This window comes from Sporomusa acidovorans (assembly GCF_900101845.1).
GTDB classification, from domain to species: Bacteria; Bacillota; Negativicutes; order Sporomusales; family Sporomusaceae; genus Sporomusa; species Sporomusa acidovorans.
This window is the reverse complement of record NZ_FNAM01000040.1, coordinates 43,060-54,687: the sequence shown is the minus strand read 5'-3', so window position 1 is coordinate 54,687 and position 11,628 is coordinate 43,060. Positions and strand designations below refer to the sequence as shown.

The 11,628-nt window shown below is 45.4% G+C and carries 13 protein-coding genes and 3 tRNA genes; 5 read left to right on the top strand and 11 right to left on the bottom strand.

Annotation, left to right across the window (positions count from 1 at the left end; genetic code table 11):
- The 4 genes from BLR65_RS21850 (at position 1) to BLR65_RS31865 (ending at position 839) form a co-directional block, all read left to right on the top strand.
- Positions 1 to 76: transfer RNA gene (locus tag BLR65_RS21850), tRNA-Val, on the top strand.
- Positions 77 to 147: 71 nt separating this feature from the next.
- Positions 148 to 224 (top strand) — tRNA-Asp (locus BLR65_RS21845).
- A gap of 103 nt (positions 225 to 327) precedes the next feature.
- A tRNA-Arg gene (locus BLR65_RS21840) sits at positions 328 to 404 on the top strand.
- Positions 405 to 599: 195 nt separating this feature from the next.
- Entirely contained in the window at positions 600 to 839 is a 240-nt protein-coding gene (locus tag BLR65_RS31865; RefSeq protein ID WP_169716934.1) for a helix-turn-helix domain-containing protein, read from the top strand.
- Between the two features lie 262 nt (positions 840 to 1,101).
- Here the strand turns inward: BLR65_RS31865 and BLR65_RS21830 are convergent, their stop codons facing one another.
- From BLR65_RS21830 to BLR65_RS21780, 11 genes are all read right to left on the bottom strand, one after another.
- Positions 1,102 to 1,587: a hypothetical protein gene (locus BLR65_RS21830; protein ID WP_245692976.1), complete on the bottom strand. Its 486-nt coding sequence runs from the start codon at positions 1,585 to 1,587 to the stop codon at positions 1,102 to 1,104.
- Between the two features lie 76 nt (positions 1,588 to 1,663).
- Positions 1,664 to 2,278: a TetR/AcrR family transcriptional regulator gene (locus BLR65_RS21825; RefSeq protein ID WP_093796290.1), complete on the bottom strand. Its 615-nt coding sequence runs from the start codon at positions 2,276 to 2,278 to the stop codon at positions 1,664 to 1,666.
- Between the two features lie 26 nt (positions 2,279 to 2,304).
- Positions 2,305 to 2,529, bottom strand: a complete 225-nt coding sequence (locus tag BLR65_RS21820; protein ID WP_169716933.1) for a TrkA C-terminal domain-containing protein — start codon at positions 2,527 to 2,529, stop codon at positions 2,305 to 2,307.
- Positions 2,526 to 3,293 carry a potassium channel family protein gene (locus tag BLR65_RS21815; RefSeq protein ID WP_093796288.1) on the bottom strand — a complete coding sequence of 256 codons (768 nt, stop codon included), beginning with the start codon at positions 3,291 to 3,293 and terminating at the stop codon, positions 2,526 to 2,528. The genes BLR65_RS21820 and BLR65_RS21815 overlap by 4 nt, the downstream gene beginning before the upstream one ends.
- A 54-nt stretch (positions 3,294 to 3,347) precedes the next feature.
- On the bottom strand, positions 3,348 to 4,010 hold the full coding sequence (locus tag BLR65_RS21810) for a flavodoxin family protein (protein ID WP_169716932.1): 663 nt from the start codon (positions 4,008 to 4,010) through the stop codon (positions 3,348 to 3,350).
- Between the two features lie 83 nt (positions 4,011 to 4,093).
- Positions 4,094 to 4,330 carry a hypothetical protein gene (locus tag BLR65_RS21805; protein ID WP_093796286.1) on the bottom strand — a complete coding sequence of 79 codons (237 nt, stop codon included), beginning with the start codon at positions 4,328 to 4,330 and terminating at the stop codon, positions 4,094 to 4,096.
- Positions 4,331 to 4,594: 264 nt separating this feature from the next.
- Positions 4,595 to 7,699, bottom strand: a complete 3,105-nt coding sequence (locus BLR65_RS21800; RefSeq protein WP_093796285.1) for an efflux RND transporter permease subunit — start codon at positions 7,697 to 7,699, stop codon at positions 4,595 to 4,597.
- Positions 7,696 to 8,820, bottom strand: coding sequence for an efflux RND transporter periplasmic adaptor subunit (locus BLR65_RS21795; RefSeq protein ID WP_093796284.1), 1,125 nt, complete (start codon positions 8,818 to 8,820; stop codon positions 7,696 to 7,698). Before BLR65_RS21795 ends, BLR65_RS21800 begins: the two co-directional genes overlap by 4 nt.
- A 4-nt stretch (positions 8,821 to 8,824) precedes the next feature.
- A complete protein-coding gene (locus tag BLR65_RS21790) occupies positions 8,825 to 9,052 on the bottom strand; it encodes a hypothetical protein (RefSeq protein ID WP_093796283.1) in 228 nt (75 codons plus the stop codon).
- A gap of 166 nt (positions 9,053 to 9,218) precedes the next feature.
- A complete protein-coding gene (locus BLR65_RS21785; RefSeq protein ID WP_093796282.1) occupies positions 9,219 to 9,782 on the bottom strand; it encodes a TetR/AcrR family transcriptional regulator in 564 nt (187 codons plus the stop codon).
- A gap of 444 nt (positions 9,783 to 10,226) precedes the next feature.
- Positions 10,227 to 10,949 (bottom strand): reverse transcriptase/maturase family protein, encoded by a 723-nt coding sequence (locus tag BLR65_RS21780; protein ID WP_245692975.1) that lies wholly within the window; start codon positions 10,947 to 10,949, stop codon positions 10,227 to 10,229.
- A 452-nt stretch (positions 10,950 to 11,401) separates the two neighbouring features.
- Between BLR65_RS21780 and BLR65_RS30010 the strand changes: the two genes are divergently transcribed.
- Positions 11,402 to 11,578: a hypothetical protein gene (locus tag BLR65_RS30010; RefSeq protein ID WP_176772786.1), complete on the top strand. Its 177-nt coding sequence runs from the start codon at positions 11,402 to 11,404 to the stop codon at positions 11,576 to 11,578.
- The last annotated feature ends 50 nt before the right edge of the window (positions 11,579 to 11,628 follow it).

Here is an 11,628-nt window from a genome sequence, read left to right as displayed (position 1 = left end):
GGGCGATTAGCTCAGCTGGGAGAGCGCCTGCCTTACAAGCAGGATGTCGGCAGTTCGATCCTGTCATCGCCCACCATCCTCGATATTCGACGCTAGACGTTCGACATTCGAAAAATCGAAAATCTAAAGTCGAGAATCGAATAATGTGGCCCTGTGGTGTAGCGGTCTAACATGCCGCCCTGTCACGGCGGAGATCGACGGTTCAAATCCGTTCAGGGTCGCCATAAGCAGCGAACCAGGTTCTCACAAGCCGATAGGCGAAATGAGAATCTGTGTGAGTCGCTTAGTTCTGAGCGATAGCGAAGAACATCTTTATTATTATTCATTGACTCCGTAGCTCAGCTGGATAGAGCGTTTGACTACGAATCAAAAGGCCGCGTGTTCGAATCACGCCGGGGTCACCATAGATATTTCAAGGGTTTTACGATGTTTTCGTAAAGCTCTTTTCTTCGTTTTCATAGCAGTTTTACAACTGTACAACAACGCGGCGGAAACTGCATTTTCTAATCAGTCTGTTAAGTGAGTGTCTCATGAGTAGATCGGTGCGACCGGAAAGAATTGAGCCATGAGGCGATTTTTTTCTGGCCGCCGGATATCCTGTGCTTAGCATCTGTTGCGGCGCTCAGCGCGTTTCACTTATCCCGTGTATTTGCAAAAGAAGTTGGCGTACCGCTACATGCCTATCAATTACAAGTCCGCTTAAAAAAGCGACCAACCTGTTAGCTTCCGGTAAATCACTTGTTGAATCGGCGCTTGCAACCGGGTTTTCCGACCAAAGCCATTTTCAGAAAGCCTTTAAAAAGAAATTTGGTATTTCTCCAGGACAATATAAATGGTAGAAAAGGTTTGCTTTTTTATTTGATATCGAACTTTTTTGCTAATAAATTATTTTTTAGTGAGGCGAGTCTTAAAATAGACATTTATGTCTCTAAAAACGTGAATAAAAGCCTCAAGAGGAGTTAGATTATACGTCCCGCTAGAAAAAACAGCGGTATCGATTATGCTGCCTGTTGCCGTATCATATACTATCTGCGTTAAAGTTATGTAATATGTGTTTTTTTCTTGTTTTAAGCATAAACGCCGGTAACCGGGTCACCCGAATTAACGATTCAATTGGTCAAGCAGCGATAATGCGGGGACATGATTATTACGCAGAGTAGCAGCCGGCCCGGCCTGTACAAATTCATAAAATCCCCGGTGAACTTTTGGCACAGTGTCAGGAAGTCCCTTTTTCGCGGCATTAGCGGCAAATTCAGCTAAATTAGTACCGGCAAAGTATACTTTGTCGACTTTTAAATCTAATTTTACATCTTGGGAGGTTTCAGTACCGACAATAGCAACAACGTAAGTTGTGCCGCCTGCGGGATTGGCCTTCTGCGCAACAAGAAAACGGGCTCCGCTATATCCTTCGGCCTGCACGTAGTGGTCAATTCTCCAGCCATCTTGCTCAAGATAATGTGTGACAACTTCGCCAATCCGGTCATGATATGCTGCAACGCTGGCTCCGGCAGTTATATAGAGTTGATAAGCTTCTTCATAGTCTTCCTGCAAGCCGGCATAACTGCTGAGTGGCCGAAGCAGCAGCAACAACGTGCAAATTAAACGTGCAAATTAATAGAAAAAAACGTTTCATGATCGATCACCTGATGATGATAAATTTCCCTTAAAGCGGGATACGCCGAATTCCTTGCAAGTAATGGTAAGTAGCTTGTACGGTATAATCCTTGCGCTTATCCTGGACTGATAAGGTCTGTTCCGTTAGCAGCGAAGCAGGGATATAAGGAGCATGCATCATTTCCAGTAGTACGGAGGCTGTGCAGTAAGGGTCTACGGTGGAGAGAAATTCTTTTTGCGAGATTCCGTGACATAAGGCAGAAAAGATGTATTGATACAATTGAACAATATATTCTTTTACAACTTTTACGACAAAGCTCTTTTGGACGGCATCGTGACGGTTAATTTCGTAATGCCAAAGTGAAGCTAGATAAGATTGCTTACGTCTGACCGCAGCAATCACCTCTACGTAGTCAAGCAAATGTTCAGTTGCTGTTAAATTGAAACTTGCTTCCACTTCCCGAAGTGCCTGTAGTGCGGGTGAAAATTGGTTATCCAAAATCATCTGGTAAAGAGTCTCCTTGCTGCCAAAGTAATAGGAAATAGCGGCGCTATTTACATTGGCTGTTTGCGCCAGTAGATTTATAGTGACGTTTTCAAATCCGAGTTCGGCAAATAAGGAAGTGGCGGTATCCAGGATTTTGTTCGCCGTATTCCTTTTCATAGCACCAACTCCATGTTCATCTTTATCTACCCCCCTTCTATCAATCTGGTCAGTTTCTGAATTGAGGCAGGCGGGCCAATCACAATGAGAATATCGTTGGCGGCTATTGTTTCTGTTTCGAGTGAAGTAGGAAGAAAAGCATGGTTTCGGTTGATGGCGGCAATAGTTAAATTAAGAGTTTCCTTAGCCCAAAACTCCCCAAGTTTTTTCCCTACAAGTTTTGATTTTTCGCTAATGCGTATTTCGGTCATGTCAATATAGAGTTCCTGGTTGTAGAACATATTTTGAAAAAAATTATGGGCAAGCGGATTGTTATTGCGGCTAGTATCTGTCTTCCGCCCGAAATGGAAGGCGATATGACCATTGTTGCACCGGCTTGCTTCAGTTTAGATTGAGCCTCTTCTTCATCTGCGCGTGCCGCAACGGTAATATTGTGATTTTGGCTTTTGGCTGATAACGTAACATATACGTTGTCAGCGTCATCTGATAAGGCGGCTACCAGGATATCAGCCTTCTTAACGCCAGCCATCTGCAGTACTTTATCTAGCTTGGCATTGCCGCAGATTGCCATGATCTCGTTTGCCAACAATGAATTGACTTTTTCCGGAGCCATTTCTATTACGACAAATGGCTTCCCGCTGGTTTTTAAGCCTGCTATTACTTGCAGGCCGACCCGTCCGGCCCCGCAGACAACGACATGATGATTCAAATTAGCTATTTTTTGCAGTATCGTGCGCCTCCCCAATCGATCTTTTATATGTCCTTCAATGACGATGCTCATGATCAGTGTGAGCATATAGCCTGCTGTACCAACACCACAAATCATAAAAAGAATAGTAAAGATTTTTCCGGCTGCGGTTACCGGTACTACATCTCCATAGCCGACGGTGGTTATCGTTGTGGTGGTCAAATAGATGGCATCGAGCCATGGCAAGTGTTCAATGGAGGCGAATCCGATGACTCCGATAGCCGCCACGCAGAGAATATACACTACAGCCATTTTTAGTTGATTCATCGAAACACCCGCTTCGCAGAGCTTTTTTGTTTATAACATTGTTTTTGAGTGCGGTTAATATCGAGCCTTTAATTTTTCTGTTGCAGCTTTAAATCCTTGTAAGTATTCATCAATGGGAATAATGGGTTTTTCCAACGCACATTGCGTTTCTACGGATAGTTTCAGATTTACGGCAATTTCCTGACCTGCTTTATACAACAGCTCTCTATATTCTTTTCTTATAAGATCAAGGCGTGATGATTTGGCTGTTAAAACCGGACCCTCAGCTGCATATATTTCTGCTATCAACTCAGAGTGCTTGGCAAAGAAATTCATGGTCCGAGAAAGTGTTTGGAAGCTGGAACGATGGGGAGAACCGGCATTAGCGATCGCTATAATTTTGGGCGGAGTACTTATACCAAGACAATAATTGCGGTCAATGAATACCTTGAGTACACTTGAGACTGTTTCAAAATAAAGTGGTGTGGCGAGTATGGCTATATCGGAAGCAACATATTTGCTAAGTAACTCTTCCATATCATCGCTAATTACGCACTTTCCATCCGCGGACAAACGACAAGAATGGCATCCTTTACAGTGGTTTATATGTTTGTTAACTAAGAATATGTTCTCGACTTGGGCTCCTGCTGATTCCGCACCTTTTAAGAATGCAGCAACCATTACATGGGTATTACTAGTTTCAGCCTTTGGACTTCCATTAAAGGCAGTTATCTTCAAGATGAATCACCTCTCCAGTTAACTTTTCCGATTATTAGTATAGTGTTTATCTTAGTAAGCGAGTTAGGACTCCCGCCTACAGGCTACCATCGGTTCAGATGGAGAAGACTCTCCACCTGAATTCTCGATGTAAGCAAGGTCGCCACCGGCGGATTCATCATAAATCTTAATGTCGTTACGACAGAACCCACTTCATCAGGAATCTCTTTAAAGTCATCCCAGCTTTTGCTGTAATACTCCCGGAACTTTTCAACCCCCAAAGAATATAAACTTTCAAAATCGGTTTTTAGTAAATTTTCAAATTTTGGATTTAACGGCATGATTCATTCCTTCTTTCTTTACTATTTTTTATAAGTAGACTTAGCTTCAGATGGGAGGGTAACCCCACCTGAAGGTTAGTCGCCCTTATCCAGGGATTTAGCCGCTCTTACTCCCGCTTGGAGAAGAGGGAATCTTAGAGCGGGTTAGTCATCGGATAAACAGGGAAATACGCAGCGGCATGTTGCGGCCGCTTAATTTCGTATCTCCCAGTTATCCGAACCACAGAAAGGGCCGTGTTCTCTATCTGATCATAGAGATAGGAATTAGGCTAAAGGAGCATTGCCTTGTTTGCCAGATCCCATCGGAATCTGTGTCGTATGGTTAGGCTGTACTTTGTAGCAGGTGGCATACATAACCGGTAAAACCAGGAGAGTAAGTATGGTGGCACCTAATAAGCCGGCGGCAATGGTTACAGCCAGCGGTCCCCAAAAAACACTGGAAAGAAGGGGAATCATCCCCAAAATTGCTGCCGCTGCTGTCAACAAAATAGGCCGCAACCGGATGACCGTTGCCTCAATTACGGCATTCCACGGGGAAACCCCGGCGGCGATCTGCTGGTCAATCTGGTCTATAAGAATGACTGAGTTACGCATAATAATACCTGACAGGGCTAAAATGCCAAGCTGCACCACAAAACCCAGAGGCTTTCCGGAAATGAACAGGCCCACAGATACACCGATAATGCCTAACGGCGCCGTCAGCAAAGTAAGAATCATTTTCGGCATGCTTTGCAGCTGGGCCATCAAGATGACCATAATAATAACGAACATGGCCGGTACCGGCTCCAAAAGAAAGTTAAGTGCCTTAGCACTGTCTTCATTAGAACCGTCATATTCTATGCTGTAGCCGAAGGGCAGGCTTTCGCGCAACGGTTTAAGCTGATCGTATATTTGTGTGGCCACATCCTGGCCGGTTACATTGTCAGATTTGAGTTCTGCCTGAACTAAGATCATTGGCTTTAAATCACGGCGGTAAATAAGGCCTTCTTCGGCGTCATAGCTGATTTTGGCAATTTGATCCAAAGGTACATAGCGGCCATTACCCGTGTGAATGTTGATATCTTTCAGGTATTGAGGATTGTTGCGGTTTTGCGGGTCAAAGCGAAAGACCATATCCACGGTTTTGTCATCTTCCCGGAATTGCGCTATGGGTAAGCCGGAAAGCTGGGTCTGCAGTGTGGTTGCCAACGGTGCGGACGAAACTCCCAGTTTCCTGGCTTTATCCTGATCGATGGACAGATGTACAATCTTGCTTTTCTCATTCCACTTCATGTTGACATTTTGCACGTGGGGATTTGAAGCCATGGCCGTTTTTACCTGTTCGCTGATTGCACGAACTTTGTCGACATCATACCCCTTTACACGGAGCATGACCGGATAATCAGCGGACGGGCCGATGCTAATGACTTTAGTGTGATATTGTACGGCGGGAAAATCGTCATTTAGCACTTTGGCGTATTTGGCACGCAGTTGGTCGCGTACTTTATCATCCTTGGCGACAATGACAAATTCGGCAAAATTGGTTTTTGGCAGTTCGGGTTCGATTGTCAGGACAAAGCGCGGGGCCCCCTCGCCAACATGGTAAGTATAGTAATCAATTCCGGGATCATCACTAATTCTTTGCGCAAAATCCCGGGCTGCTTGTTCTGTATTTTCGAGGGAAGCGCCTTCATGGAGTCTAAGCTGCACAATTAATTCCGGACGGGCTGACGACGGAAAGAACTGCTGGGTAATATGCGTAAGTAAAAGCACGCCTAAAGCAAAGGAGATGAGGGTTCCTCCCAGCATGATGCCGCGGTGGCTCAGACACCAGGAAAGAAGTCCTCTAAACTTATGGTAAAAGGGCGTGTCATAAACATCATGGCTGCCTTCGCCGGAATGAGGCTTGACTTTAATGAATAGGTAGCCAAACAGCGGAGTGGCGGTACCGGCTACCAGCCAGGATATAAGGAGCGACATAGCAATAACGTAGAACATGGTTACACAGTACTCCGAGGCATTTCCGTTTGAAAAGCCTACAGGAATAAAGCCGGCGCAGGTAACTAATTCACCGGTCAGCCGGGGATAGGCGGTGGAAGCATAGGCAAATTTGGCGGCGCTTAAACGATCCCAGCCTTCTTCCAGCTTTACGACCATGGTTTCTATGGTGATAATAGCATCATCAACCAATAGACCCAGAGCAATAATCAGGGCGCCCAGGGAGGTTCGATGCAAATCGATTCCATTGATTTGCATGACCGTGAACACGGCCGCAATGACCAGCGGTATGCAAAGAGCCACAATCATTCCGGAGCGGAAGCCTAAACTGATAAAACTTACAATTAATACAATACCGATCGCTTCCGCCAGCGCTTCGACAAAATCATCAATGGAGTTTTCCACAACTTTGGGCTGATTAACCGTTTGATGAAGTTCCAAGCCGGCCGGGAGTTCTTTTTGGATGTGCTCCACGGTTATTTCCATATCTTTTCCCAGGTTCAGAATATTACCGCCTGTATCCATGGCCACAGCAATGCCGATAGCCGGCTGGCCGTTGTAATAGAACTGGGGATCGGCGGGGTCGGAATAACCGCGGGTCACTTTCGCAATATCCCCTAACCGGAAGCTGCGGCCATTTATTCCTATGGGAAGGCTTTGAATATCTTCAAGGTTCTCAAACATGCCGGTAACCCGCAGATACACATTGTCACTGGCGGTCTGAAGCATGCCTGAAGGCGCCATAGCGTTTTGCGCTTGGAGGGTGGATAGAATTGTCTCCGGAGGAATTCCGAGCTGCGCCAATTTACTGTTTTCAATCTCAACGTAAATTTTTTCGGTTTGTACGCCGAGCAGCTTGACCTTCCTCACGTTGGAAACACCCAGAAAGACACGGCGGATTTTTTCCGCTTTTTCCCGCATTTGCTCGTAGGAATAGCCGTCGCCGGTAAGCGCGTACACAATACCGTAAACTTCATCAAAGCGATCGTTAAATATCGGATCTATGACGCCGGTCGGAAAGGTACTCTTTACGTCATTGACCATATTTCTGGCTTCCACCCAACGGTTTCTTATTTCCTTTTTGGGCACATTGTCTTTTAAATTAACATAAATAACGGTAAGACCCGGTGTGGAATAGCTTTTTAAATAGTCGAGCCCCGGCAAATCCTGCAATTTTTTTTCGACTTTATCGGTGACTTGCTCTTCCATTTGGCGGGCGGTAGCGCCTGGCCAGGGAACAGCGATGACCATCTGCTTAATTACGAAATCGGGATCTTCCGCACGGCCCATACTTTTATAGGCGAATATGCCGGCGATGAAAGAGAGGATGACAAAAAAGCAAATAAACTGCTTATGTTTCAGCGCCCACTCCGTCAGATTGAATTGGTTCATAAAGAGTCACCGCCCAATTTCACGTTCTGCCCTGCAGTGAGTTTATGTACTCCGGCCGTTACAATCCGGTCTCCTTGCTGCAGTCCGGCGACAACCTGAATGGTTCCATTGCCGAATTTACCGGTTTTAATCGGACGTAAGGCAACAGTGTTGTCTGTTACGACCCAAACACACGGCGTGTCGCCGTTTTGGTAAATCGCTGCCAATGGAATCGTTGCCGTTGGTTGTGTTTCGCTATCCAAAAGAGTAACGGCAGCGGTCATGCCCAGTTTCATTTCCGGTGGCGGGTTAAGTAAGCTGATGCGTACTTTATAGGTACGGGTTACCGGATCGGCCATAGGCGCGATTTCCCGTACTTTGCCGTCCAATATTACATTGGACAGCGCCCAAAATGTCACTTTGAGTTGCTGGGCTTTGCGCAATTCTTCTATCCGATTTTCCGGAACACTGATTTCCACTTCCCGTTCGCCATCCTGCACAATAGTCAGCACCGGCTGTCCGGCACTGACCACCTGACCCACTTCCGCCTTGATGGCGGAGACGACACCCGGCTTGTCGGTGCGCAGCAGGCTGTAATCAAGCTGGTTGGCCCCCTGCGAATGTTGGGCTGAAGCCTGCTGCACCGCAGCGGCAGCCACTTCATAGGCACTGACATTCTGTTCGTAAGTCATGCGGCCGACAGCACCGTCTTCATAGAGCTGCCGGAAACGGTTTAAATTGTTTTCGGCCAGCCGGAGCTGTGACTCAGCCGAGGATACCTGGGCCGAAGTACTGTTTACAGTTTGCTGAATATCCTTGGGATCGATCTGCATCAGCACATCGCTGGCGTTTATTACGCTGCCCAGTTCTACATTCCGTTTTATAATTTTACCGCTGACCTGGAAAGCCAGTTGACTTTCATAGCGCCCGCGGACTTCCCCGGAATACGTATATTCTTGCGCAGCGGCGGCAGCACCAATTACGGTGGTTTGTACTGCTGTAATATCTTCAGCAACTACTTTGGTTTGACGATGTGCATTCCATACCATTCCGCCGATGATACACAACGCCGTTACTATCGCAGTTAAACTGTAATATAATTGCTTTTTTGACACTTTAGTTAGCCAATTCCATTGTTGCATGATGTTACACCTCGCTTTGGTTACGTTTTAAGGGGACATACTGGATTGATGGTTTTTCATAAGAACAGACATGGATCAATTGTCCATCACTAACCAGCTCGACTTTTCCCAGTTGTCTGCCTTCCCATGCCCATGTTTGGATGAGATCGGAAATAAGCTCGTTGATTTCTTCTTTTGGCAATGCCGGGTCCGCCATGACAGGGATGCCGTGAATGATAGTGTATATTTCCATTATTCCTCCTGATCATCAGATTGGTTGATGTTGAAACAAGTTACTGTTGGGGATATTTTCGAAAAAGATGCATAGATTTATTTGTACCGAATTTACATTTTTAGTACAGGTGGTACAAAAGGGTATTTTTAAATCGCACAAAGGTGCGATTTAAAAATACGGTATCTCATTTATTAGGTGGCAGCAGCCCGAATACGAAAATATCAGCCATTGCTGATAGTGAATCTGCATATGTCATGTTGCTTTCTTCAAGGAAGCGGTAGTTGAACAGGTCCTTCGTCACACTCGTTATGATTTGCTTAAGCACAGATACATTAACAGGACGAAGTGAGTGAGTTTCAATACTTTGGATGACAAGAGAAGTCAGGCGATTCAACTGTTCATCGCGACAGTCTGATACCATCTGCCATTCATTTGGATAATAATGGCGAAGGTCATCATAGAGACTATGATTATTGATGGAGCCGAACACCTTTGGGGCGAGTTTAAGCAGAGCCTGAATTTTTTCCACAACGGATAATCCGGAGTTATTGTAGATTTCTTGTTCCTGGTTTTGAACGTCTTGGATGGCTGTAGCTAAAATGTCATGCACAAGTTCATTTTTGGAGGCAAAGTGCTCGTATAAAGAAGTTTTGCTGAGACTGAGACGCCGTGCCAGGTCGCTCATTGTAAATTTTACGCCACGGGTTTTCATTTCATCGGCCGCGGCCATGAGAATTCGATTACGCAAATAAGATCACCTCATCAATTTTGTACCGAAATGACAAAATGGGTACTATGGAATTCAAATTAAGAATATACCACTTTCTAGCAAGTGTCAATACACATCGTAAAAAATCGCAGGCAAAATTTCCCGAATTTTATTCGGGAAATTTTTGGCGAGCATGGCGATCAATAAGCGATTATGGGGTGACTCTTTGACTGATGCAATATTTGTATTGACAGATGATAAAAAAAGGCATATTATGGCACTGTAATATATGTACCATTTTTGTCATACCAGTACAGAGTGATAAATATGGAGTGCTGAAAAGAATTGAACGGAATACCAAACACAGTTAAAAGCTGTGTAATATATTTTCTAATGAAATAGGTGGATTAACAAAGTAACCCACCCCTTCCCGAACCGTACAAGCGACTTTCACCGCATACGGCTCTCCATATTCCAAATGAATTATCGTCGGTTGAGTTGATTGAGCTGAAACTTGTTAGCATCATACGATTTAAGGGCAATGAGACCAATTAGAAAATCATCGGCATACCGGACATATTTTACCCTGCGGAAATGCGGGTCATATCTGTCCGTAGCAGGGAGCTTCTTCATTTCGTTTCGCAGCGATTTGACAATCTTGGCATCGCTACCCTGGCTGACCGCTTTCTTGTACTGATACCTAGCCTTGGCGTATAGAGGATTTTGTCTGCGGTAGTCACCAAGTGTATCTCGTTCGATAATATGTTCCATAAAGCGGTCCAGTTTATCGAGATAGATGTTACAAAGAATAGGACTACAGCAGGAACCCTGAGCATTTCCGATTTTGCCTTTGTGATAGTTAAGTTGCATGTCGAAATATCCGGCTTTGAGAACTTTATTGATGAGACGTAAGAAGCGCTCATCGTTAATACGTTCTCGAAGGATTGATTCCAAGACGCGATGATCAATTTCATCAAAACAAGCGGCAATATCGCCCTCAATTAGCCAGATGGTACCGTTCCAAGTCTCCACATCAGCCAAAGCACTTTGTGTAGAGCGTTTTGGCCGGAAGCCATGTGAGAGGGTAGAAAAGGTAGGTTCATAAATGCATTCTAAGATAATACGAATGGCTTCCTGAACCAGCTTGTCTTTGCCATTGGGAAAACTAAGCTTGCGCATTTTACCATTGCTTTTTGGTATCATCATGGTTCGATTTGGTTGAGGTTGGTAGGATTCTGTGCGCATAGAAGCGATCAGATCGTCAATCCACTCTTGGCAGAAACCATGCAGGGAAGTGCCATCAGAGCCGGAGGTTTCCGCCCCGTCGTTAGACTTAACGGAGTTATAGGCAATGAGGTACAATCCTGATCGTAGAACAGACGATAACCTTCCAATTTCTGCATGAGTTTTGCTTGCTCCATTCAAAGCAACTCCTTTCAAAATGGGAACTTGGAATACTGCCCCCCTTCACCATGTGCCATCCATTACAGAAGGCCGTTGAGCTACTATTAGGGCTCTCTGCCATATACCGTAAAGTACTTAGGCAGGTCACGTTTGACAGCTCCATATAGTGTATCCATACGTAGGTATCCGGTTGGTCGTTTCCCTGCTTACCGCAGGTGCGTCAATGAGCCTGCTTATCCCAAATCTCACCTATATTGGAGATACCCATTGATACCGGAATGGTCCGGCAGCGTTCTTGGCCACAGACCCGGATTCAGCCCACAGGCTTTACCATATATGGCCTGACTCGCCAGGTCACTCGACAGCAGGCGCTGTCTAATCCTGACTTTACCGACATGCTGTTGTCCCCCAGAGGCTTTCGCATGAAGTAAGTCGATTGTCTTACATCGCAACGCAGGAGCGATGATTTCTGTGAAATATA

What these genes read in the sequence shown, in the direction of transcription:
- BLR65_RS21825 (WP_093796290.1), bottom strand. Translation starts at nt 2,278, where the DNA reads ATGAAAAGGAATACGGCGAACAAAATCCTGGATACCGCCACTTCCTTA.
- BLR65_RS21820 (WP_169716933.1), bottom strand. Translation starts at nt 2,529, where the DNA reads ATGACCGAAATACGCATTAGCGAAAAATCAAAACTTGTAGGGAAAAAA.
- BLR65_RS21815 (WP_093796288.1), bottom strand. Translation starts at nt 3,293, where the DNA reads ATGAATCAACTAAAAATGGCTGTAGTGTATATTCTCTGCGTGGCGGCT.
- BLR65_RS21805 (WP_093796286.1), bottom strand. Translation starts at nt 4,330, where the DNA reads ATGCCGTTAAATCCAAAATTTGAAAATTTACTAAAAACCGATTTTGAA.
- BLR65_RS21800 (WP_093796285.1), bottom strand. Translation starts at nt 7,699, where the DNA reads ATGAACCAATTCAATCTGACGGAGTGGGCGCTGAAACATAAGCAGTTT.
- BLR65_RS21795 (WP_093796284.1), bottom strand. Translation starts at nt 8,820, where the DNA reads ATGCAACAATGGAATTGGCTAACTAAAGTGTCAAAAAAGCAATTATAT.
- BLR65_RS21790 (WP_093796283.1), bottom strand. Translation starts at nt 9,052, where the DNA reads ATGGAAATATACACTATCATTCACGGCATCCCTGTCATGGCGGACCCG.
- BLR65_RS21780 (WP_245692975.1), bottom strand. Translation starts at nt 10,949, where the DNA reads ATGATGATACCAAAAAGCAATGGTAAAATGCGCAAGCTTAGTTTTCCC.